The sequence below is a fragment of the Gordonia westfalica genome, assembly GCF_900105725.1.
Taxonomy (GTDB): domain Bacteria; phylum Actinomycetota; class Actinomycetes; order Mycobacteriales; family Mycobacteriaceae; genus Gordonia; species Gordonia westfalica.
Genome location: NZ_FNLM01000034.1, coordinates 860,358 through 881,211, shown reverse-complemented (window position 1 = coordinate 881,211; position 20,854 = coordinate 860,358). Strand labels below are relative to the sequence as shown.

Here is a 20,854-nt window from a genome sequence, read left to right as displayed (position 1 = left end):
TTGCAGGGCTATGAGGCCATGGTCGACGAACTCGACCGTCAGCGTGCCGAACTCGCGCGGACCCGTGAGACGTTGTCGGAGCTGACGTCTCGCGCCATCAGCCGGGACCGGCTCGTAGCCGTCACCGTCAATGCGCGCGGACTCGCCGTCGACATCTCGATCGATCCCACCGCACTGCGCCGATATCGGGCCGACCAGCTCTCCGAGCTGCTGACCACCCTCATCGCCGAAGCGGATCATGCCCTGAGCTCCCGTCGCGGTGAACTCCTCGCCGGCGCAGCGGCTTCCGGTGTGGATTACGCCGACGCACGCCTCGACCCCGAGCGGGCGCCCCGGTGATGTCGGGAGGACGGCGCAACCGGGTCGCCGCCGACGTGGGTACCGCGGCGGATCTCGCCGCACGTCTGGCCAATGCCGAGACGCGGTTGGGCACCGTGCACTCCGAACTCGTCGAACTGCTGGCCGACATCGACATCGCGGTCGGGACAGGGGCGGGCGCGCTGGCCTTCCGTCGGGGTTTCGGGCCCGCGAGCGCAGAGTCGACCGAACTCCTCCGGACCGCGGTCACACGCCTCGCGGAACATCGGACGGTGCTCACGCGGGGCGTCGAATCGCTCGCGGAGGCCGATGCCGACGCCGCGGCGGCATTCGAGTCCGGTGACACGCAGTGAACTCTCAGCCCAGGCAGATCGCGGACGAACTCGCGCAGGGAGTGTGGCCGGGTGCGGATCCGTTGTCGTTGCGCGAAGCGGCTCGTCGGGCACGGGCGCTCGCCGAGTCGGTGGAGCGGGCGACCGACGTGGTCGTCTCGGCGACCGGGGCCTACGCCTCGCCGGACACCGGCAGCGCGGCGACGGAGGGGGAGTTCGGCCTCGCCGTCGTCGACGGGCTGGAGCAGATCACCGGAGACGGTCCGCGCTCCCTGCCACACGTCGCCGGCCGTCTCCGGGCCATGGCCGCGTCGTTGGACGGCTATGCCGACATCGTCACGGAGACCGAGCAGCAGATGACGACCATCGCGCTCGTCGCCGACCGGGACCGGCATCGTGCGGAGGTCTTCGCCGAGGTCGGTGACGACTCGTGGCGGGTGAGTGCGGCGAGTGCGGGCCGGATGGCTCTCACCGCTGCCGGCGACGACTACACGCAACGGTCCGAGGAGGCCGGTCAGTCCGCCGGCGGAACCCCGCCCGCGGCGACCAGCGGGATGATGCCGTTCGCCCCGATGGGGGCGATGGGTGGGGCCGGAGCCCTGGGCGCCGGATTGGGGGCCGCCGGACTGGGCGCGGCGGTGGGCGCCGCCGCCTCACGCGCCGACCGGGGCTCCACCGGCGGCGACCTGACCTGGCTGCGCCGACGCGCCGAGAACCTGCAGTCGACCGTGCCGGCGGGTATCGCGGGGTGGTTCCGCACCGCCGTCGGCGTGGGCGTCGGGGCTCGCGGGCGTCGCGTGGTGGTCGTCGGGACCAACGATCCGCAGCCGTACCAGCGTGCGGGGCTCGAACTCTCCGACGACGAGGCACTGACCGCGAACGGCCGCGCGCCCGAGCTCGCGATCGTCGAACACATGACGAGTTCGGGGATCACGCCCACGGCGATCGCCGCGGCCACCCCGATGGAATCGGCCACCCTCTCGGCCCTGCAGGCCGCCGGCGTCGTCGCGATGGGACCCGGTTCCCGGCGCTGACCGGCGATTTCGTCGGACCGGGGTCTCTCTGGCACAATAGTCGGGTTGCCTGTCGTCATCGACCGGCACCGACGACTCGGAGTATGAACCGGTTCGAAGCCCACGGGCCCGCCAGGTTCCTCTGCTCAACGTTAACGCCAGACAAGGACCAACCAATGAACACGCTCGACTTCCTCGACAAGCAGTCCCTCCGCGACGATGTCCCGGACTTCGGCCCCGGCGACACCCTCGACGTCCACGTCAAGGTCATCGAGGGCAGCAAGGAACGCGTCCAGGTGTTCAAGGGCGTCGTGATCCGTCGCCAGGGTGGCGGCGTCCGCGAGACCTTCACCGTTCGCAAGGTGTCCTTCGGCGTCGGCGTTGAGCGCACCTTCCCGGTGCACAGCCCGAACATCGCCAAGATCGACGTCCTCACCCGCGGTGACGTCCGTCGCGCCAAGCTCTACTACCTGCGTGATCTGCGTGGCAAGGCCGCAAAGATCAAGGAAAAGCGCTGACGCGTCTAACCTGACGAGGTGGCCGACACACAGCGACCCAGCGACGATCGTGACCTTGACACCGACGGCGACGACGGTGAGAAGCGTCCCTGGCGATTGAAGTCCGATCCGGACGACCCCGCCGAGGACGGCAAGCGCAAGAAATCGGGCTCCGGCTCGCTCCTGCGCGAGGTCGTGATCATCGTGGGGTGCGTCCTGCTCCTCACCTGGCTGCTGCAGACCTTCATCGGACGGCAGTACGTCATCCCGTCGGAGTCGATGGAGTCGACTCTCATCGGCTGCGACGGGTGCACCAACGATCGCATCGTCATCGACAAGATGGTCTACCGCTTCGGTGACCCTCAGCCCGGTGACGTCGTCGTCTTCGAGGGACCGTCCGAATCGTGGAACGGTGCCTGGATGTCCCCGCGGTCGACGAACCCGGTGATGCACAAGGTGCAGGATGCGCTGTCGTGGTTCGGTTTCGCCCCGCCCGACGAGAACAACCTCGTCAAGCGTGTGATCGCTACCGGCGGGCAGACCATCGAGTGCCGCAACGACGAGGGTGTCGGCGTGAAGGTCGACGGCAAGCCGTTGCACGAGCCGTACATCAACATGGAGTTGCAGCGGCAGACCGTGGCCGCATTCGGTCCCGGCGTCGCCGGCCCCGGAGACTCGGTTCCGCCGTGCCTCGGTCCCGACTTCGGCCCGATCAAGGTGCCCGAGGGCAACGTGTGGGTGATGGGCGACAACCGCCTCAACTCGCAGGACTCGCGCTACCACGTCGACGACAAGTACCAGGGCACCGTCCCGATCAGCGACATCCGCGGCAAGGTCCGGACCATCATCTATCCCTTCTCGCGGATCGGTGGTGTCGGTTCGATCAATCCCCAGCAATGATCATGTGGGGATCGGGTACACCATGAGTCGCTGGCCACCGCGTTCGCCTGTCCGCCGTGCGGCGGGACTGCGGACCTTCGAATTCGCGCTCCACCGGCAGGGCCTCGGTCCGGTCGCGGGCGTCGACGAGGCGGGTCGTGGCGCATGTGCCGGCCCGCTGGTGGTCGCGGCCTGCGTGCTGAAACCGACTCAACTGGCGTCGCTGGCCGAACTCGACGACTCCAAACGCCTCACAGAGAAGACCCGGGAAGTGCTGTACCGCTCGGTGACCCGGTACGCGCAGGCATGGAGCGCGGTCATCATCGATGCCGCCGAGATCGACCGGATCGGCATCCACGTCGCGAACATCGAGGGCATGCGCCGCGCCGTTGCAGCACTCGACGTGACTCCCGGGTATGTGCTGTCCGACGGCTTCGTCGTCCCCGGGCTGACCGCGCCGTCGCTGCCGGTGATCGGAGGAGACGGGGCCGCGGCCTGCATCGCGGCCGCGAGCATCATCGCGAAGGTGACACGGGACCGGATCATGGTCGCGATGGACCAGGACCTACCCGGCTACGATTTCGCGATCCACAAGGGATACAGCACCGCACTACACATGTCCCGCATCGATGCGGCGGGACCGTCACCACAACACCGCATGTCGTACCGTAACGTCGCGGCACGAGTGGTCACCAGCGCAAACGACAACAGGGATAGGCTTACAGGATGAGTGCTGAGGATCTCGAGAAGTACGAAACCGAGATGGAACTCTCTCTGTACCGCGAGTACAAGGACATTGTCGGGCAGTTCACCTATGTGGTGGAGACCGAGCGGCGCTTCTACCTTGCCAACGCGGTCGAGATGATTCCCCGCAACACCGACGGCGAGGTGTACTTCGAACTGCGGATGAGCGACGCCTGGGTCTGGGACATGTACCGGCCGGCGCGTTTCGTCAAGCAGGTTCGCGTGATCACGTTCAAGGACGTCAACATCGAGGAGCTCGAGAAGCCGGAACTGCGGCTTCCCGACGAGCCCTGAACTCTCATGGGGTGATCCCGCCACCATGTGGGTGGTGGGGTGGTTCTCCACAGATTCGGCCGCGGCGGGTGCAGACCCGCCGCGGCCGAGTCGTGTTCGGGGAGGCTTCGCGGCATGAGCAATCGTCGTGCGCACATCGGCAGGCTGGGGGAGGACCACGCAGCCGACTACATCGAGTCGCTGGGTTGGGTTGTGCTGGAGCGCAACTGGCGCAACCGATATGGCGAACTCGACTTGATCGCAGCCGACTCCGACGCCCCGGACGGCTCGACGCTGGTGGTCGTCGAGGTCAAGACCCGGTCCGGCCGGACCTACGACGATCCGGTCATGGCGGTCACCCCGGAGAAGCTCGTCCGGATGCGGCGATTGGCCCGTCAGTGGCTCACGACGCAGGGGCGCGGGTGGTCACGGATCAGATTCGATGTGATCAGCGTTCGGCTCGACGGATTCGCGCCGGAAGACCCTGCGGCAGTCCGTATCCGCCACCATCGGGGAGTCTACGAGTGACCGCGGCCTACAGCTTGCTGAGGTCGGAGCGGATGAGCATGACGTTGTAGTCGCTCCAGCGTGAGGCGTTGAAGTACAGGTCTTTTCCCGTGCCCGTCAGTGCCGGCGAGTTCGGCAGCATCATGGGGCCGTACACCACAGGATTGCCGGGGCCCACGATGTTCCGCGGCGAGCTCCACGGGCCTTCCGGGTGATTCGCGGTGCGGAGCCGAATGCCGTTGTCGCCGTCGAGCATGATGTATTTGTTCAGATACGGGCTCCACGCGACAGACAGTTCGCTGACGGGCTGGCGGGCGACGACCCCTTCGGTGTCGTGGATGTCGCTGATGCTGTCGACCCAGCCGATCCGCTCGCCGGACCAGTACTCGTACTTGTCGAGGTCGAGGATGTCCGCCGGCTTGAACCGCGCCAGGAATGCGGCGCCGAAACGGCCGTTGGGCGTACCGAACTGGTAGATGTAGCCCGCTTCATCGGAGCCCGGCCGACCGCGCATGTACGCGTTCTGCTGGAACTTGCCGTTGTTGACGTCGATCGCGCGGAGGTTGCCGGGGAGGGCGAGATCGATCGGCGCGTTGATGAGGATCGTGTCGGGGTCGCTGGTCCAGGTCTGGCCGTTGTTGTCGGAGTACGCGATTCCCGAGTAGTTGGTGATCCAGTTGCCGGCCGAACCCCAGGAACGCACGGACATGTAGTTGATGTACTGCCGGAATCCGTTGCCGTAGGGGAGGGAGATCGCCGCGGTGGGGATCGTGGTGACCTCGATGTTCGAGATGCCCAGTGAGGGAATGAGTTCCTGGGCGAAGTTCGGCTTTCCGGGTGCGATCACGGTGCCGGACTCGACGTCGCCTGCGACACCGTTGGGGACCGAGAGGCCATCGGCGAGGTTGTTGTCGTTCGAGCGCAGGAGGACGTTGTGCCGCCATTCCTGTCGCGGGGCGTTGCAGTTGCCGAAGGTGTCGCCGAAGGCCATCAGGGTCTGGCCGCGGCCGTTGTCCCAGGCGATTCCCAGATCTGTGCCGCCGATGCCGAATCGGTCGAAGGTGTCGTTCTTGCTGTACGGGCCGGTCACCCAGCCCACCGAGCGAGAGATGGTCCCGACGTAGGGGATGAGCGGACGCTGAGGTCCCGGGTTGGGAACGCTGGAGCCGGAACCGGAGCCCAGGGAACCCGATGAGCCGAACCCCAAGAAGCTCGAGCCGTTTCCGGAATTCCCGCATGGAGCGGCTTCGGCGGTACCTGTGCCTGTGGTGAGGACGATCGCGGAGGTACCGACAGCGATTACCCCGGCGAGCGCCAGTCGGACACCCTTGGTGAGACGGCTGGACAACCCGTGACCTCCGAGTGGCTGGTGTTACTGATGTGAATGACGTGACTATTGTTACTAGAGTTGCGTCACAGCGGTGGTCGACCTGGGTCACGATCTGGTGTCAGCGGATGAGATGCCTATTCTCCGACTCGGTGCGGGACTGCCAGCCGACGCGCTCGAGTTCGGGGATGTCGTTCTCGTGTTCGGGGTATCCGACGCAGAGGTAGGCGACGAGCTTCCAGGCAGACGGGACCGCGAGTGCCGCGGTCACCTCGCCGGGTTCGAGGATCGACACCCAGCCGATGCCGACGCCGCGGGCTCGGGCCGCCAGCCACATGGTGGTGATCGCGGTGACGACGGAGTACTCGAGGGTTTCCGGCACGGTCTGGCGGCCGAGTCCGTGGCCCTGGTCGGCGTCGGGCTCGCAGAACACGGCCAGGTGGACCGGAGCGTCGTCGAGGCCGGCGAGTTTCAGTGACGAATACAGCTGCGCGCGCTCGCCGGTGTACCCGTCGAGCGCTTCGGTGTTGCAGCGGACGAAGCTGTCGCGCACCGCCTCCCGCGCCGATGCGGTTTGCACCTCGACCCAGCGCCAGGGCTGGCTGTTGCCGACCGACGGCGAGAACTCCGCCGACTCGAGGATCTCGGGGAGGAGATGTGGTTCGAGTGGCTCCCGGCTGAACCGCCGGACGTCGCGTCGCCAGCGGAACAGTCGGTCGAGGTCGCGGACGAACGCATCGTCGAAAGTTCCGTCACTCATCGGTTGTCGAGCTTAGCGACGACGATCTATCAGAACGGCGCCGGTCCGTCTGCTTGCTCGCGTCGTTCGCGTTCGCGCTGGTTGCGGGCGCGTTCGGCCCTCCGCCGGGCGTGTTTCGCGGCGGTTCGGTTGTTCGGTGGCGGGGTGTCGTCACCGGTGATGACCCGTGGTGTGGGTGGGGCCTGGGCGGGTTGTTCGAATCGGATGCGACGGAGGTTGGGGAAGAGGTCTTCGAGGGTTTCGGCGTCACCGCGGATGCGATAACCCTCCGGGGTGATGTATTCGGTGACCAGGCGGCCGTCCTCGTCGCGGTACTGCACATCGACCCAGTCGCCGAAGGTCTTGTGCAGATGCCCGAACCGGCATTTGGCGTTGAGGTTCTCACTCGAGGTGAGACCGCCGCGGGTGGGGCGCTGGCGGTCGTATTCGGTGACGTGGTCGAGGTCGCAGCTGAATGCTGACTTTTCGCAGCCGGGTTCGGTGCAGTAGCCGTCGCGGATGCGCACGAAGTCCGCGCAGGCGGTGGTGGGGCGATAGGGGTCAGACGGTTGCGAGCCGGGGTAGATGACGACAACATCCGACGACGGTGCTTCGGCGGCAAACCGTGTAGGCGCTGTACGTGCCGGGGTGACCGGTGTGATGGTTGCGTCGGGCCGGTCGGCGAGGTCGCGGACATGCTCATCGGAGATGACACCGTGCTCATCGACCCAGCCGATCCCCGGAGCCCCGTTCAGGGTCGCCTGATCAGTGACGACGTGAATGACGACCTCGCTGCGCACCGCCGCGACCACCGCATCCGGTTCAGGAACCTCCGCGGTGCAGTCCTCGCGATCACATAGACACTCGAACACGGTGCCGGTCAACAACGCGAACATCGCGTCGGAGTTGCGTTGCCCGACGGTGCGGCCGTCGTGTTTGCACACCGAATCAGCCAACACACGAACAGCTTTCGCCGCAATCCGCACATTCTCCGCAGCCATCACCCCGGTGAGCTCGGCGGTACCGTCGTCGAGGATGTGCGTCCACATGCCACGGTTGTCGAGCGCTTCTTTGCGGCGTTCCCGGACGAGGTCGGGATCATGACGGAAAACGAGGCGGTCGACCTCGTCCCGCAACCGGGCGCGCGTCCAGGAGCCCTTCTTCGACCGCAGGGTGGCGGCGATCTCGGCGTCGAGGGTCGGGGTGATCGACGACTCGTAGGGAACGAGCGCAGTGCGCGACAGGATCACCTGCAGCTGCCAGCGGGTGGTGATGCCATCACGCAGGGTGTCGAGGCCTTCGGGCAGCGATTCCCGCAGACCGATCGCCTCATCGACCAGGATCTCGGCCTGGCGTCGAGTGAGGGACAGCTGGCGGGCCACCCGAATCACACAATCCGTGTCGCCGCTGACGACGATCCCGCCATCGATGGTGCTGCGCACCGCGATACAGCGGTCGGCGATGGCGGTGACCACTCCGTAGCGCCGCCAGTCCTCGCGAGACTGGCGGTGTTGCGACTCCGCCAGCTCGTCCATCAACGAGTACATGTTGGCCGCGTACGGGTGGGCAGGATCGACCCCGGCGAAAGACCCGCCCGGTAGATCGACCCGATTCCCCGACACACTGCCCCCAGAAGTGTTGCAGCGCCAGCCGGTCGGCCGGCTCACTAGCTGATTACCAATGTAGACCCGACCACCGACAAGATTCGATTCTGATCCACAGGGCTCGGATCGTTACATGGTTGCGCAGCAACCAGATTCGCCGAACTGAAGTCGCACGCGACATCGATCCGGATCTGCGACCTGGGTGGAAGTCGCCCCGCCGGATCGACATCGCGCGCGACTTCGTTTCTTGGTGACCGATCAACCATCGGCGGTGGACAACCCAGCGCCCATCCACAGATCGCTCATCTCCCCGCCGCGAAGACGTTGTGAATCCTGACCCTCGATGACACTGTCTCCCATGTTGGGGCAAACACAGTCGGTGGGGCTCAACGCCTTTGCGGCGCGGGTCGTCGACGTGCAGGCGAGTGTGGGGTCGGGCCTGCCGGGCTTCTCGGTGACCGGGAACCCGGACCCGTCGGTGCGGGAGGCGCGCGACCGGGTGCGGGCGGCGATCAAGAACTCGGGATTCACCTTTCCCGATCTGAAGGTGACGGTGGCGCTGTCGCCGGCCGACATGCCGAAGGTCGGTTCGGGTTTCGATTTGTCCATGGCCGTCGCGATCCTGGCTGCGACAGAACAGGTGTCGTCGGAGAAGTTGGAATCGGCGATCTTCCTCGGGGAACTCGGACTCGACGGGAACCTTCGTCCGATCCGGGGTGTGCTGCCGGCGGTGATCGCCGCGCGTCAGGCGGGCTATCGGCGTGCGGTGGTGCCGATCGAGACGGTGGCCGAGGCGGCTCTGGTGGAGGGGATGGACGTCGGCGGTGCGTCGAGCCTCAAAGAGGTTGCCGCCTGGCTCGCGGGTGATCTCGTACTCGACAACTTCCATCGGACGGCACCCACCAAGCCGCCGCCGATCCCGGACATGGCCGACGTGGTGGGGCAGCACGAGGCGCGGCATGCACTCGAGATCGCCGCGGCCGGAGCGCATCACGTCCTGATGACCGGATCGCCCGGCATCGGGAAGACGATGCTGGCACGACGGCTCCCGGGCATCCTGCCGCCGCTGGGGCTCGAGGATTCCCTCGAGGTGACGGCGATCCACTCGCTGGTCGGTGAGTTGTCACCGGGACGTCCGCTGATCACCGAGCCGCCGTTCGTCGCGCCGCACCACAGTTCGTCGACGACGGCTCTACTCGGCGGGGGTACCGGATTCGCCCGACCGGGTGCGGTCTCCAAGGCGCATCGCGGAGTGCTGTTCCTGGACGAATGCGCCGAGATGAGCGCGAAAGTCCTGGAATCGCTGAGGGAACCGCTCGAAGACGGTGAGGTGAGGGTGCCGCGTCGCGACGGGGTCGCGTCGTATCCCGCGCGGTTCCAGCTCATCCTCGCGGCGAATCCGTGCCCCTGCGCGCCCGCGCACGACGTCGACTGCGTGTGCACCGCAGTTGTCCGGCGACGCTACCTGGGCAAGTTGTCGGGTCCGCTGCTGGACCGTGTCGACATCCGCGTCCGCATGGACCCACCGGGGAATGCCGCGCTGATGAGCGGGGTGGGGGAGTCGAGTGCCGAGGTGCGGGCACGTGTCACCGCGGCGCGCGCGGCAGCTGTCGAAAGATGGTCTGAGTTCGGTTGGCGCACCAACGCCGAAGTTCCGGGAGCGGCGTTGCGACAGCGATTTCGGCTACCTCCCGACGTCCTGCGTCCCATCGAGCTGTTTCTCCGCGACGGGCGCGTCACGGCACGTGGCGCCGACCGTGCGTTGCGATTGGCCTGGACTCTCAGCGATCTGCGCGGCACCGACGTCCCGGTCGAAGACGATGTCGCGCAGGCACTTCTGTACCGAGACCGAGGAGCGACCTGGTGAGTGGCAAGTATCCGGCAGAGATGACGGCGTGGGCGTACCTGGCCCGGGTGGCCGAACCGCCCTGTGCGGATGTCATCGCGCTCGTGGACCAGATCGGTGCGGTCGACGCGGCGGCGGCGATACGCAACCGCAAGGTCCCGGACGGGCACGAGCCTGTGCTGGCCGCGACGGCGGCCCGGTGCGATTCCGACTCTGGGACCGATGATCTCGACGCCGCGGCCGCTATCGGTGCACGTCTGGTGACCCGTTCCGGCCCCGAGTGGCCGGCATGGTCGTTGCTTGCGCTGAGCCAGGCCGACACCGCGGCTCGCGGTGGCGAACCACTCGCTCTCTGGGTGCGCGGACCGGCCCGCCTCGACGACCTCGCCGCAGCATCGGTCGCGCTCATCGGCTCCCGCGCGGCATCCCCGTACGGCCAACACGTCACGCAGACGCTGGCTTCAGGCCTCGCGGGTGAGGGTTTCGCGGTGATATCCGGCGGTGCCTTCGGGATCGACGGCGTCGCGCACCGGGCCGTGATCGCGTCCGGGGGAGTGACGGCGGCCGTCATGGCCTGCGGGATCGATCGTGACTATCCGGCCTCGCACTCCGCACTCCTGGGCGAGATCGCCCGGACCGGAGCGATCGTCAGCGAATACGCACCAGGGACCACCGCGGCCAAACACCGCTTCCTGACCCGCAACCGACTGGTCGCGTCACTGTCGGGTGCGACGGTCGTCGTGGAGGCGGGTAGGCGGTCGGGTGCGGCGAACACCGCAGCCTGGGCGCGCAAGCTCGGGCGTCCGCTGGGTGCGGTGCCCGGACCGGTGACGTCGGCGACGTCGGTGGGGTGTCACCGGATGATCGCCGACGGGCTCGCCGTCCTGGTCTCCGACGTCGCGTCGGCGGCGAACCTCGTCCGACCCGACGGCGGGGGAGACGTCGGTCGCGGACGGGCGAAGCCGACAGATGGGCTCAGCGACGAGCAACTCCGGGTGCACGACGCCATCCCCGGGCGCGGTGGCGTGGGCATCGAGGAAATCGCGTTCGCGGCAGGTCTCGAGGTGCCGACGGTCCGGGCGGCCCTGGCGCGGTTGGACATCGACGGTCTGGTGGAGAACGTCGGCGGTCAGTGGCGCCTGGCCGGCGGGTGATTCACTTGCGCGTCAGGATGTCGAGAAAGATCCGCAGATCGTCGGGCGTCGCCTCGCCGAGGCGGCCGTGGGCGTGGACGAAGCCGATGCCCGCGTACAGCAGTGTGGTCGCTCGGGCGTGGGCCTCGGCCTCGTCGAAGCCGAGCTCGCGCATCGCCTGATCGGCGATCTGGAAGATCTGGCCGTCGAGCTCGGAGACCGAGTCCGCGATCGACCCGTCGGTCTCGGCCCAGCGGCGCATCGCGCCCTCCATCCGCCAGCGCCGGGGGTCGGACACGAGCCGTGCCATCCCCTCGATCCGCTCCGCCGGTGGCAGGTTCTCGAGGGCGGCGATCTGTGCCGCCGCCGCGGTCTGGACCTTTCGGCAGTGGGCCGCGAGTTCTGACTTCATCGTCGCGATGTCGGTGAAATGCCAGTAGAAGCTGCCCTTGGTGACCCCGAGCCGGGAGCTGAGCCGTGAGATCTTCAGTCCGCCGATGCCGTCTTCGAGGAGGACCTCCACCGCCGCGTCGAGCCAGTCGTCGGCGCCGAGACGCGGTCCGCGAGCGGGAACAGTCTCCTGGGCTGGCTGGGGTTCCACTGGTCGGTCCGGCATGGAATCGCCTCTGGTCGGGGTCTCGCGACGTCTGATCTCAAGAATTGCAAACTCTCGGATCACATCGCTTGATCGTGAGAAAACCTTACAAGGACGCACCGCGGATTCGCCGAAATGACCGAAACCGGCTCTTAGGTAAACCTAAGTAGGAGGCGTAGGGTGGTCGCGACAAGGAGGTTTCATGGCCAAGCGTGTGAACACGATGACGGTGGTCCGTCGTGAACAGATCAGCCCCCACTTCGTCCGCCTGTATCTCGGCGGCGAGGGCTTCGACGACTTCCTGGCGGCGGTCGGGCCGTCGGGGGAGGCAGACACGGACATGTACGTGAAGTTCATCTTCGCGCCGGAAGGGGTGACCTACCCCGAGCCGTTCGACCTCCAGGAACTCCGCACGACGCTGCCTCCCGAACAGCAGCCGGTCCTCCGCACGTACACGGTTCGCCGCGTCGATCGGCAGGCCCGCGAGATCCTCGTCGACTTCGTCGTCCACGGCGACGAGGGCATTGCCGGCCCGTGGGCCGCCTCGGTGGAGCCGGGTGAGACCGTTCGGTTCATCGGCCCGGGCAGTGGATACCGACCGAAGTCCGACGCTCCGTGGCACCTCCTCGCCGCTGACGAGGCCGGACTGCCCGCCGTGGCCGCCGCCCTCGAGGCGCTGCCCGCCGACGCCGTTGCCAAGGTCTTCATCGAGGTCGCCGGGCCGGAGGACGAGCTCGACCTCATCGCACCCCCGGGTGCCGAGATCGTCTGGGTCCATCGCGGTGGACCCGCCGGCGAGGTCGACGACTCGGTCGCCGGCGACAACGCGCCCCTCATCGCCGCGGTCCGCGAGGCGCAGTGGCTCGACGGCGAACCCCACGTATTCATCCACGGAGAGGCGCAGGCCGTCATGCACAACCTGCGCGGCTACATCCGCAAGGAGCGCAAGGTCGGCGCCGCCAACGCCTCGATCTCCGGGTACTGGCGCCGCGGTCGCACCGAAGAGGGCTTCCGGACCTGGAAGGCCGAACTCCGCGCCGCCGAAGAGGGCGCACCGGCCGGCCGGTAGGCGGCCGAGTAGGCATCGATCCGGCCACGGCACCGCGTGTGGGGTTGCACCCGCTCGCGCCGCACGCTGTGCTGTCGGGCATGCTCGACGACTTCGCCGATCACCTGCGCCTGGAGAAAGGTCGCAGTGAGCACACCATCCGCGCATACCTGGGTGGTGCGCGGGCGCTGCTGTCGTTCGCGGGTGCGCGCGGAGTGGCCGCGGCGGACATCGACCTCGCGCTCCTGCGCGCCTGGCTCGCGGAGCTGACGCGACGCGGCGCCGCCCGCACGACCGTCGCGCGCCAGGTGTCGGCGGCGAAGACGTTCTGCTCGTGGGCGGTTCGCGAGGGCATCATGGCCACCGATCCGTCGCAGCGACTCAAGGCGCCCAAAGCGCATCGGACGCTGCCGGCGGTGCTCGCGCCCGGGCAGGCCGACGCCGCGATCGTGGCAACCGCGCAGGATCGCGATCCCGGCGACCCGATCGCCCTCCGCGACCGCCTGATCCTGGAGTTGTTGTACGCCAGTGGTGTTCGCGTAGGAGAACTGTGCGGCCTCGACGTCGACGACATCGACACCGGGCGGCGAATCCTGCGCGTGATCGGCAAGGGGGACAAGGAACGGTCCGTGCCCTACGGCGAACCCGCGGCCAAGGCGATCGACGAATGGCTGCGACGCGGCCGCCCGGAGCTGGCGACCGACGCGTCGGGACCCGCGCTGCTTCTCGGAGCACGCGGGGGTCGCCTCGACCAGCGGATGGCACGGTCGGTCGTCGCCGGCGCGGTCCAGGCCGCCGGCGGCCCGGCCATGGGACCGCACGGCCTCCGGCACAGCGCCGCGACGCACCTGCTCGAAGGCGGCGCCGACCTGCGCGTCGTACAGGAACTGCTCGGGCACTCCTCGCTGGCGACGACGCAGATCTACACCCACGTGAGCGTCGAACGCCTGCGCGCGGTGCACCGCCAGGCACACCCGCGAGCCTGATCGCGTCGCGCCGGCTCACGGTGGGTCCTTCTCGAGCGGTTTGAGCCGGACCCGCACCGCTCCGAGCAGGCCCAGGGGATTCAGATACTCGGCATCGCGACCCACCCCGCGTCGTGCGCCCCAGTGCAGGCACGCGAGCACCGGACATCCCGGATGCCCGGCGTCGAGCGTGCCGATCGGCTCGCCCCGAGACACGTGATCACCCTCGTCGACGGTGGCCTCGACGGGTTCGTAGGTCGTGATCACCCCGTCCGGGTGCTGGACCGAGACCACCGGGCGACCGGCGACCCGGCCCGCGAACCGCACGCGCCCGGCGCCCGCCGCCGAGACCGTCACACCGGGTACGGCCGCGAAGTCGACGCCGCGGTGACCCGGCTGCCACCGCTTCTCCGGCGCATCGAAGCCGGTCACGACCGTCGGACGCGGCGACAACGGGGCAGAATAGGGGCGCGACGCGGCGTCACCGGCCGGCGGGGTCGAGCACATGACGACCAGCCACACAGACACGGTGAGCGCAAGGCGGGAACCCGGGTTCGGCACTCCCATAAGACGCACCGGGGGCCGATCCGGATCCGTCATCGGCGGTCACGGGCCGGAGCGTTTTGGTTTTCGCTGGTCGACGCGCGTAAACTTTCGTCCGCATCTCATCGGTTGTTGATGGGGTGACTTCGCGCGCCTGCGAGAACACGTCGAGTGAGCAGTCCCGGCCACGGTCCACGGACCGATTCAGGGGTCACCGGCTGCAGGCGCCAGGGTCGGCACCAACCCGGTACCGACGGATAACTGCGACAAAAGGAAAAATCATGGCTGTCGTGACCATGAAGCAGCTGCTTGACAGCGGCGCACACTTCGGGCACCAGACCCGCCGTTGGAACCCGAAGATGAAGCGATTCATCTTCACCGACCGCAACGGCATCTACATCATCGATCTGCAGCAGACGCTGACCTACATCGACAAGGCCTACGAGTTCGTCAAGGAGACCGTCGCCCACGGCGGCACCATCCTGTTCGTCGGCACCAAGAAGCAGGCTCAGGAGTCCATCGCCGCCGAGGCCACCCGCGTCGGGATGCCCTACGTGAACCAGCGCTGGCTGGGCGGCATGCTCACCAACTTCAACACCGTGCACAAGCGTCTCCAGCGCATGAAGGAGCTGGAGACCATGGAGCAGACCGGTGGCTTCGAGGGTCGCACCAAGAAGGAGATCTTGATGCTGACCCGCGAGAAGAACAAGCTCGAGCGCACGCTCGGCGGTATCCGCGACATGGCCAAGGTTCCCTCGGCCGTGTGGGTCGTCGACACCAACAAGGAGCACATCGCCGTCGGTGAGGCTCGCAAGCTGAACATCCCGGTCATCGCGATCCTGGACACCAACTGCGACCCCGACCTCGTCGACTACCCGATCCCGGGCAACGACGACGCCATCCGCAGCGCTGCTCTGCTGACCCGCGTCGTGGCCTCGGCCGTCGCCGAGGGCCTGCAGGCCCGCGCCGGCGCTGCCGGTGGCGACGCCAAGCCGGAGGCAGCCGCAGGCGAGCCTCTCGCCGAGTGGGAGCAGGAGCTGCTGACCCAGGCCGCAGCTCCGGCCGGTGGCGAAGCAGCCACCGACGCCCCGGCCGCGCAGTAACACCTGCCGCAGCAATTCGGTCCCACCACACTCTTTCGAAGGAGGCTCGCCGACGATGGCGAACTACACCGCAGCCGATGTGAAGCGACTTCGCGAACTCACCGGCTCTGGAATGCTGGACTGCAAGAACGCGCTGGCCAACAACGACGGTGATTTCGACAAGGCCGTCGAGGAGCTGCGCATCAAGGGTGCCAAGGACGTGGGCAAGCGCGCTGAGCGCTCCACGGCCGAGGGCCTGGTCGCCGCCAAGGGCGGCGCCCTGATCGAGATCAACTCCGAGACCGACTTCGTCGCCAAGAACGACGAATTCCAGACGCTCGCCGATGACATCGTGACCGCGGCCGCCGAGGCCAAGACCAACGATGTCGAGGAGCTGAAGAAGGCTCCTCTCGGCAGTGGCACCGTCGACGAGGCGATCGCGGCTCTCTCGGCCAAGATCGGCGAGAAGCTCGAGCTCCGCCGCGTCGTCTACTACGACGGCCCGGTCGCCGTGTACCTGCACAAGCGTGCTTCGGACCTCCCGCCCGCCGTCGGCGTGCTGGTGTCCTACGAGGGTGCAGGCGACGCTGCCGAGGAGGCCGCTCGCGGCGCCGCCATGCAGGTCGCAGCTCTCAAGGCCAAGTACGCCACTCGCGACGAGGTCCCCGCGGACGTCGTCGAGAACGAGCGTCGTATCGCCGAGCAGACCGCCAAGGAGGAGGGCAAGCCGGAGCAGGCTCTGCCCAAGATCGTGGAGGGTCGCGTCAACGGCTTCTACAAGGACGTCGTGCTGCTCGACCAGGCGTCGGTCCAGGACTCGAAGAAGACCGTCAAGGCTCTTCTCGACGAGGCCGGTGTGACCGTCAAGGGCTTCACCCGCTTCGAGGTCGGCCAGGCCTGATCGTTCCCGGGGTCTCCCCGGACGACATCTCGACCGCCCCGTCTCCCATCGTGGAGGCGGGGCGGTTGTCGTTTCGGTGCAGCAGCATCGTCAGCATCCCGATGCCGACGGCGAGGCCGGCGAGCACCCACAGCGTCGTGCGGAACGCACACAGGAAGGTACGCGCGGTGACGGCCCGTGCCGCGCTCTGCGTCCAGGGCTGCGCCTCGGCGGCGATCGCGGCGACCGCGCTGCCGGTCGGGGCCCCGGCGCACCCGGCGGCGGGACGTTCCGGGTGCGGTGAGGTGAGCTGTTCGGTTGCGCACCAGGCGAACCGGTCGGCGACGGCCGGCCGGAACATCGGGTTGACCGGCGAATCCTCCAGTGCGACGGACAGTTCGGCGTGTACCGCGGGCACGCTGGTGTCGGTCTGCCCGGCCACCTGTCCGAAGAAGAACATCGTCACGAGCGCCAGACCGATCGACGCCCCGATCTGCTGCGCCGTCGGGATCGTGCCGCTGGCCGACCCCACCGTCTCCACCGACGTGTCGGAGAGGACGACCGCCTGCAGAGGCGCGACGAACAGTCCTGTACCGATCCCGCCGACCACCAGGGGAGCCAGGATCGCCACCACCGGAAGGGTTTCCGACGACGGGTCGAGGAGCAGTGCGATCCAGGCGAACGCCGCCCCGACCGTCAGGACGCCGCCGAGCAGGACCCGAGGCGCCGTCGCGCGGGCGACCGCCCACGGTGACACGACCGATCCCACGGCGGCACCGCAGGCGAACGGCAGCGCGAGCAGACCGGTGCGGAGTGCCGAGTAGCCGAGGCCGAACTGCGCCGAGATCGACACGGTGAAGAAGAAGCCCGCGAAGACGCTGAAGAACATCAGCGACATCGTGAGCCCGACCGCGAATCGGCGGGACGCGAAGAGATCCAGGCGGAGCAGGGGTGTCCCGCCGCGCGCGGCGAGCCGGTTCTGCTGCCGCACGAAGGCGAGCGACAGGATCACCGCGGCCCCGAGCATGACCCACAGTCTCGGCGGCCACTGCTGTTCGCGACCCACGGCCAGTGGATACAGGAGCAGGAAGAGTGCGGAGGCCGACAGCACCATCCCGGCGATGTCCGGCCGGTCCGGATCGGGGTCGAGGGCGGCGGGGAGCCGGCGCCAGGCGAGCGCACAGGCGAGGATGCCGAGCGGGAGGTTGACGAAGAAGATTGTGCGCCAACCCCATCCGGCGACGTCGGCGTGCACCAGCAGTCCGCCGACGACGGGACCCAGGATCGCGGCCATACCCGCCACGGCGCCGTAGATCCCGAAGACCAGTCCGTGGCGTTCCCTGGTGAACAGTGCGGCGATCAGGGCCAGTGTCTGGGCGGACATCAGCGCGGCGCTGATGCCCTGCGCCCCGCGGAACACGATGAGCATCACCGGATCCGTCGCCAGACCGCACAGCATCGAGGTGACGGTGAAGGCGATCATCGCGATCACGAACAGGCGCCGGCGCCCGTATCGGCCGCCGAGCGTGGCGGCGGTGAGCAGCGTGCATGCGAACGACAACGTGTAGACCGTCAGCACGAGCAGCTGTTGCGAGGTGGACGCGCCGAGGTCGACCGTAAGGTCGGGGAGCGCGATGTTGACGATGGTCGTGTCCAGCATCTGCATGAACACACCCAGGAGGCACCCGGCGAGGGCCAGCCACGCCGGGCCTCTGGTCACGATGTGAGTGCGGGCAACGACGGTCGATAGTCACCCTGGTCGGCCACCGAGCCGATGACCTCGACGAACCGCTCGACGTAGCGTTGCACCGATTCCTGCGCGATGTCGGTGTTCGGGTACAGGAAGGTGATCGACGTGGTGTCGGGGAACCGGTTCACCCACATGTAGACCTCTTCGCTGCTGCCGCGGTTGCCGAACAGACATCCGTTGCCGGCCTCGAAGATCTCCACTCCCGGGAGTTTGCGAACGTCGACGTAGGAGATCATCGGGACCGACCAGCCGGGTTGGACGGTGATCCCGTCCGCGGGTTCGGCCAGTTCCAGCACCCGGTGGAACGAGATGTCGGTCAGTTCCTTGCCGGCTGCGTAGCTGCTTGCGGCCTGTGGTGCGAGGCTGCGGAAAGTGGTCGTGTCGTCGACTCTCAGCGGAACCGGGATGAGGCTGGTGAACCAGCCCACCGAGTTCATCTCCTCGGCGCCGGATCGGGTGCTCTTCGGCGTCATGCCGAAATAGTCTTTCTTCCCGGTGAACTCGGCGTACACGAGTGCGGCGGTGGCCATGATCCCGGAGATCACGTTGGAACCCAGCTCGCGGCAGACGTCCTCGAAACGCTGGGCGGCGGCCTCGTCGAACACCGTCGCGTTCAGAAGTGCGCTTCGCGTGTAGCCCTCGGCGTCGGTGCCGAGGGGGAGCGGGAAGCTCGGCAACCGGCCCTCGTTCGCCTGGACGAGCTCGATCCACCGTTCCACGTGGGGCGAGCGGCGGGTCAGCTGCCGGGAGATGGCGCGTTCCCGTGCGCAGTAGTCGATGTAGCTTCCGACCGGCGGGAGTTCGGCGCCGGCGCCGAAGGCGGCGTTCATGTACAGCGTCATGAGCTCCAGGCAGGTCGACGCCTGGGAGATGCCGTCCGTGTTGAGGTGGTCGACGGCCGCGTAGATCGTGAAACCGCCGTCCCATTCGATCGCGCCGAAGGTGAAGCAGTCCCAGTTGAACGGTCCGGACGTCTCCTCCTGCACGAGAGTGCACAGGCCCTCGGCGTCGAGATCGCCGTGATCGACCGACACCATCTCGATGTCCTCTTCCGGAACGAGATGGCGCAGGACCGAACCGTCGTCCTCCAGCGAGAACCACGAGCGGAAGCTGTCGTGGCGCCGGACGAACTGGTTGACGGCCGTGGTCATCGCGGCCACGTCGAGCGGGGCCGTCACGTCGAACGCCATGAGACACAGACGGGCGAACCGGAAACCGGCGGACTCGTTGCGCCACGCGACCTTCAGGTATTCCTCCTGCTGGTGCGAGGCGGGGACGGGATGGACGGGAGCCCGGCCGGCGGCGGTCGCCGAGTCGACCGATGCGACCCAACTCGTCAGGTGACCTGGGCGGGGGTTCCATTCCTCGATCAGACCGAACTGGATCATGGTGTAACCACCTCTCTGCTGAAGGGGATGTGCTTCCGGGCGAGCCGATGTGACTACACCTGTTGTCATTCGGTTGACTGACAGACCTCGACGATCGCACGGACGCTACATGAGTTTTATTACGGCGACGAGCGGTTCCGGCGAACGCGTCCGTTTTGGGCGAAAGTGCCGGAGTTCCTGGACAATTGACCACATTCGATGTCAGTTGGGCCGTGGTGGACATCGTTGCGTTTGTCCGGCAGACTGCCTCCGCGTCACTGTGATGCGGATCGTATGGGTTGCGTCTCTGGCAGGAAAGCGGAGTGGATGAACGAAGAGGCTCACGCCGGCGTCGACGGTCGCCGGATGTTCGGTGTGGTGGGTCTCGTCGCGCTGTCGGTGATGGCCATGGTCATCGGTCTTCCGGGTCATGCTGCGGCGGAGCCGAATCCGAATCCGGCGTCGATCGTCGCCGAGTCCGTGCAGCCTGCCGGTGAGCTCGACCTGGCGGTGCGGTCAACGGCCATGCGGCGGAACATGACCGTGAAAGTGCTTCCGGCCAAAGGGGATCGACCGGCTCCCACGTTGTATCTCCTGAACGGGGCGGCCGGCGGCGACGGTGGCAGCAGCTGGTTCGACCGCACGGACATCCGGACGTACTTCGCCGATCAGAACGTCAACGTGGTCGTGCCCATGGGTGGTGCCGCCAGCTATTTCACCGACTGGCAGCATCCGGATCCCGTCCTCGGGGTGCAAAAATGGGCCACCTTTCTCACCTCGGAACTTCCCGCGGTGATCGACCGGCGTCTCGACACGAACGGTCGCAACGCGGTCGCGGGGATCTCGATGGCCGGCACCTCGGTGTTCCAGCTCTCGCTGCACGCCCCGGAGCTGTATCAGGCGCTCGGCTCCTTCAGCGGCTGCGCGCAGACCAGCGACCCGTTGGGCCAGGCGGTGGTGCGGATGGTCGTCGAAGGACGCGGCCACGGAAACACGCTCAACATGTGGGGTCCCCCGACCGATCCGGCGTGGCGGGCCAACGATCCCTACGTGCACGCGGCGTCGTTCCGCGGCAAATCGATCTACGTGTCGAACGGTACCGGCGCGCCGGGGCGTTACGACACGATCGACGGCCCGGGCATCGACGGCAACGGCCAGAAACTCTTCGATCAGCTCGCCGTCGGCGCGGTGATCGAGACCGCGACCGCCGAGTGCACCCGCAACCTCCAGCGCCGGATGCGGGAGGTCGGGGTCCCCGCGACCTTCCACCTGTACGAGGGTGGTACCCACTCGTGGCCGTACTGGCAGGACGAACTGCATCGGGCCTGGCCCCAGTTCCGTGCGGTGCTAGCACGCTGACACGCACACGCGTCGCGAGTCGCATTCGGTGAGGACGTACGATAGTTCACCGA

General features: G+C 67.6%; 22 protein-coding genes. 15 read left to right on the top strand and 7 right to left on the bottom strand.

The window, feature by feature from the left end:
* From BLU62_RS09375 to BLU62_RS09340, 8 genes are all read left to right on the top strand, one after another.
* Entirely contained in the window at positions 1-339 is a 339-nt protein-coding gene (locus BLU62_RS09375; protein ID WP_074849248.1) for a YbaB/EbfC family nucleoid-associated protein, read from the top strand.
* Complete coding sequence (locus BLU62_RS09370; RefSeq protein WP_425284544.1) at positions 339-671, top strand: hypothetical protein; 333 nt, start codon at positions 339-341, stop codon at positions 669-671. The genes BLU62_RS09375 and BLU62_RS09370 overlap by 1 nt, the downstream gene beginning before the upstream one ends.
* Positions 668-1,684 carry a hypothetical protein gene (locus BLU62_RS09365; RefSeq protein WP_074849246.1) on the top strand — a complete coding sequence of 339 codons (1,017 nt, stop codon included), beginning with the start codon at positions 668-670 and terminating at the stop codon, positions 1,682-1,684. Before BLU62_RS09370 ends, BLU62_RS09365 begins: the two co-directional genes overlap by 4 nt.
* 155 nt (positions 1,685-1,839) lie before the next feature.
* The gene (gene rplS, locus BLU62_RS09360) at positions 1,840-2,181 is read left to right on the top strand and encodes a 50S ribosomal protein L19 (RefSeq protein WP_004572295.1); all 342 of its coding nucleotides are present in this window, start codon (positions 1,840-1,842) and stop codon (positions 2,179-2,181) included.
* Between the two features lie 18 nt (positions 2,182-2,199).
* Entirely contained in the window at positions 2,200-3,060 is an 861-nt protein-coding gene (lepB, locus tag BLU62_RS09355; protein WP_074849245.1) for a signal peptidase I, read from the top strand.
* 22 nt (positions 3,061-3,082) lie between these two features.
* Positions 3,083-3,769, top strand: coding sequence for a ribonuclease HII (locus BLU62_RS09350; RefSeq protein WP_074852792.1), 687 nt, complete (start codon positions 3,083-3,085; stop codon positions 3,767-3,769).
* Positions 3,766-4,077: a DUF2469 domain-containing protein gene (locus BLU62_RS09345; RefSeq protein WP_005198978.1), complete on the top strand. Its 312-nt coding sequence runs from the start codon at positions 3,766-3,768 to the stop codon at positions 4,075-4,077. The genes BLU62_RS09350 and BLU62_RS09345 overlap by 4 nt, the downstream gene beginning before the upstream one ends.
* 114 nt (positions 4,078-4,191) lie before the next feature.
* Entirely contained in the window at positions 4,192-4,584 is a 393-nt protein-coding gene (locus tag BLU62_RS09340) for a YraN family protein (protein ID WP_074849244.1), read from the top strand.
* Positions 4,585-4,591: 7 nt separating this feature from the next.
* Here the strand turns inward: BLU62_RS09340 and BLU62_RS09335 are convergent, their stop codons facing one another.
* The 3 genes from BLU62_RS09335 to BLU62_RS09325 all read right to left on the bottom strand — a co-directional run bounded on the left by BLU62_RS09335 (position 4,592) and on the right by BLU62_RS09325 (position 8,251).
* Positions 4,592-5,911 (bottom strand): glycoside hydrolase family 183 protein, encoded by a 1,320-nt coding sequence (locus BLU62_RS09335; protein WP_074849243.1) that lies wholly within the window; start codon positions 5,909-5,911, stop codon positions 4,592-4,594.
* A gap of 100 nt (positions 5,912-6,011) precedes the next feature.
* Positions 6,012-6,650, bottom strand: a complete 639-nt coding sequence (gene bluB / locus BLU62_RS09330; RefSeq protein ID WP_074849242.1) for a 5,6-dimethylbenzimidazole synthase — start codon at positions 6,648-6,650, stop codon at positions 6,012-6,014.
* 29 nt (positions 6,651-6,679) lie between these two features.
* Entirely contained in the window at positions 6,680-8,251 is a 1,572-nt protein-coding gene (locus BLU62_RS09325) for an HNH endonuclease signature motif containing protein (protein WP_074849241.1), read from the bottom strand.
* 340 nt (positions 8,252-8,591) lie between these two features.
* On the opposite strand from BLU62_RS09325, the gene BLU62_RS09320 reads away from it, so the two are divergent.
* Positions 8,592-10,100 (top strand): YifB family Mg chelatase-like AAA ATPase, encoded by a 1,509-nt coding sequence (locus BLU62_RS09320; RefSeq protein ID WP_074849240.1) that lies wholly within the window; start codon positions 8,592-8,594, stop codon positions 10,098-10,100.
* Between the two features lie 20 nt (positions 10,101-10,120).
* Positions 10,121-11,233 carry a DNA-processing protein DprA gene (gene dprA / locus BLU62_RS09315; protein WP_208863673.1) on the top strand — a complete coding sequence of 371 codons (1,113 nt, stop codon included), beginning with the start codon at positions 10,121-10,123 and terminating at the stop codon, positions 11,231-11,233.
* Position 11,234: 1 nt separating this feature from the next.
* Here the strand turns inward: dprA and BLU62_RS09310 are convergent, their stop codons facing one another.
* The gene (locus BLU62_RS09310) at positions 11,235-11,828 is read right to left on the bottom strand and encodes a TetR/AcrR family transcriptional regulator (protein WP_074849238.1); all 594 of its coding nucleotides are present in this window, start codon (positions 11,826-11,828) and stop codon (positions 11,235-11,237) included.
* A gap of 181 nt (positions 11,829-12,009) precedes the next feature.
* On the opposite strand from BLU62_RS09310, the gene BLU62_RS09305 reads away from it, so the two are divergent.
* Together BLU62_RS09305 and BLU62_RS09300 are read left to right on the top strand one after the other, a co-directional pair.
* Entirely contained in the window at positions 12,010-12,876 is an 867-nt protein-coding gene (locus BLU62_RS09305) for a siderophore-interacting protein (protein ID WP_074849237.1), read from the top strand.
* Between the two features lie 38 nt (positions 12,877-12,914).
* A complete protein-coding gene (locus BLU62_RS09300) occupies positions 12,915-13,841 on the top strand; it encodes a tyrosine recombinase XerC (RefSeq protein ID WP_425284543.1) in 927 nt (308 codons plus the stop codon).
* 15 nt (positions 13,842-13,856) lie between these two features.
* Here the strand turns inward: BLU62_RS09300 and BLU62_RS09295 are convergent, their stop codons facing one another.
* Complete coding sequence (locus BLU62_RS09295) at positions 13,857-14,327, bottom strand: M23 family metallopeptidase (RefSeq protein WP_244278353.1); 471 nt, start codon at positions 14,325-14,327, stop codon at positions 13,857-13,859.
* A gap of 317 nt (positions 14,328-14,644) precedes the next feature.
* Here BLU62_RS09295 and rpsB point away from each other — a divergent pair, with 317 nt between their 5' ends.
* The gene (gene rpsB / locus BLU62_RS09290) at positions 14,645-15,466 is read left to right on the top strand and encodes a 30S ribosomal protein S2 (RefSeq protein WP_005198990.1); all 822 of its coding nucleotides are present in this window, start codon (positions 14,645-14,647) and stop codon (positions 15,464-15,466) included.
* 55 nt (positions 15,467-15,521) lie between these two features.
* The gene (gene tsf, locus BLU62_RS09285) at positions 15,522-16,346 is read left to right on the top strand and encodes a translation elongation factor Ts (protein WP_074849235.1); all 825 of its coding nucleotides are present in this window, start codon (positions 15,522-15,524) and stop codon (positions 16,344-16,346) included.
* On the opposite strand, the gene BLU62_RS09280 is transcribed toward tsf, so the two are convergent.
* Complete coding sequence (locus tag BLU62_RS09280; RefSeq protein ID WP_280141526.1) at positions 16,318-18,045, bottom strand: MFS transporter; 1,728 nt, start codon at positions 18,043-18,045, stop codon at positions 16,318-16,320. The genes tsf and BLU62_RS09280 overlap by 29 nt on opposite strands.
* Entirely contained in the window at positions 18,042-19,463 is a 1,422-nt protein-coding gene (locus BLU62_RS09275; RefSeq protein ID WP_074849234.1) for a condensation domain-containing protein, read from the bottom strand. The genes BLU62_RS09280 and BLU62_RS09275 overlap by 4 nt, the downstream gene beginning before the upstream one ends.
* Positions 19,464-19,769: 306 nt before the next feature.
* Between BLU62_RS09275 and BLU62_RS09270 the strand changes: the two genes are divergently transcribed.
* Positions 19,770-20,801 carry an alpha/beta hydrolase gene (locus tag BLU62_RS09270; RefSeq protein ID WP_074849233.1) on the top strand — a complete coding sequence of 344 codons (1,032 nt, stop codon included), beginning with the start codon at positions 19,770-19,772 and terminating at the stop codon, positions 20,799-20,801.
* Positions 20,802-20,854 lie beyond the last annotated feature (53 nt).

Bases quoted from the DNA above. Each gene is read 5' to 3' on its own strand.
- tsf (WP_074849235.1), top strand. From the start codon at position 15,522: ATGGCGAACTACACCGCAGCCGATGTGAAGCGACTTCGCGAACTCACC.
- BLU62_RS09370 (WP_425284544.1), top strand. From the start codon at position 339: ATGTCGGGAGGACGGCGCAACCGGGTCGCCGCCGACGTGGGTACCGCG.
- BLU62_RS09320 (WP_074849240.1), top strand. From the start codon at position 8,592: ATGTTGGGGCAAACACAGTCGGTGGGGCTCAACGCCTTTGCGGCGCGG.
- dprA (WP_208863673.1), top strand. From the start codon at position 10,121: ATGACGGCGTGGGCGTACCTGGCCCGGGTGGCCGAACCGCCCTGTGCG.
- BLU62_RS09310 (WP_074849238.1), bottom strand. From the start codon at position 11,828: ATGCCGGACCGACCAGTGGAACCCCAGCCAGCCCAGGAGACTGTTCCC.
- BLU62_RS09295 (WP_244278353.1), bottom strand. From the start codon at position 14,327: ATGTGCTCGACCCCGCCGGCCGGTGACGCCGCGTCGCGCCCCTATTCT.
- rplS (WP_004572295.1), top strand. From the start codon at position 1,840: ATGAACACGCTCGACTTCCTCGACAAGCAGTCCCTCCGCGACGATGTC.
- rpsB (WP_005198990.1), top strand. From the start codon at position 14,645: ATGGCTGTCGTGACCATGAAGCAGCTGCTTGACAGCGGCGCACACTTC.
- BLU62_RS09350 (WP_074852792.1), top strand. From the start codon at position 3,083: ATGAGTCGCTGGCCACCGCGTTCGCCTGTCCGCCGTGCGGCGGGACTG.
- BLU62_RS09275 (WP_074849234.1), bottom strand. From the start codon at position 19,463: ATGATCCAGTTCGGTCTGATCGAGGAATGGAACCCCCGCCCAGGTCAC.
- BLU62_RS09345 (WP_005198978.1), top strand. From the start codon at position 3,766: ATGAGTGCTGAGGATCTCGAGAAGTACGAAACCGAGATGGAACTCTCT.
- BLU62_RS09340 (WP_074849244.1), top strand. From the start codon at position 4,192: ATGAGCAATCGTCGTGCGCACATCGGCAGGCTGGGGGAGGACCACGCA.
- BLU62_RS09270 (WP_074849233.1), top strand. From the start codon at position 19,770: ATGAACGAAGAGGCTCACGCCGGCGTCGACGGTCGCCGGATGTTCGGT.
- BLU62_RS09305 (WP_074849237.1), top strand. From the start codon at position 12,010: ATGGCCAAGCGTGTGAACACGATGACGGTGGTCCGTCGTGAACAGATC.
- bluB (WP_074849242.1), bottom strand. From the start codon at position 6,650: ATGAGTGACGGAACTTTCGACGATGCGTTCGTCCGCGACCTCGACCGA.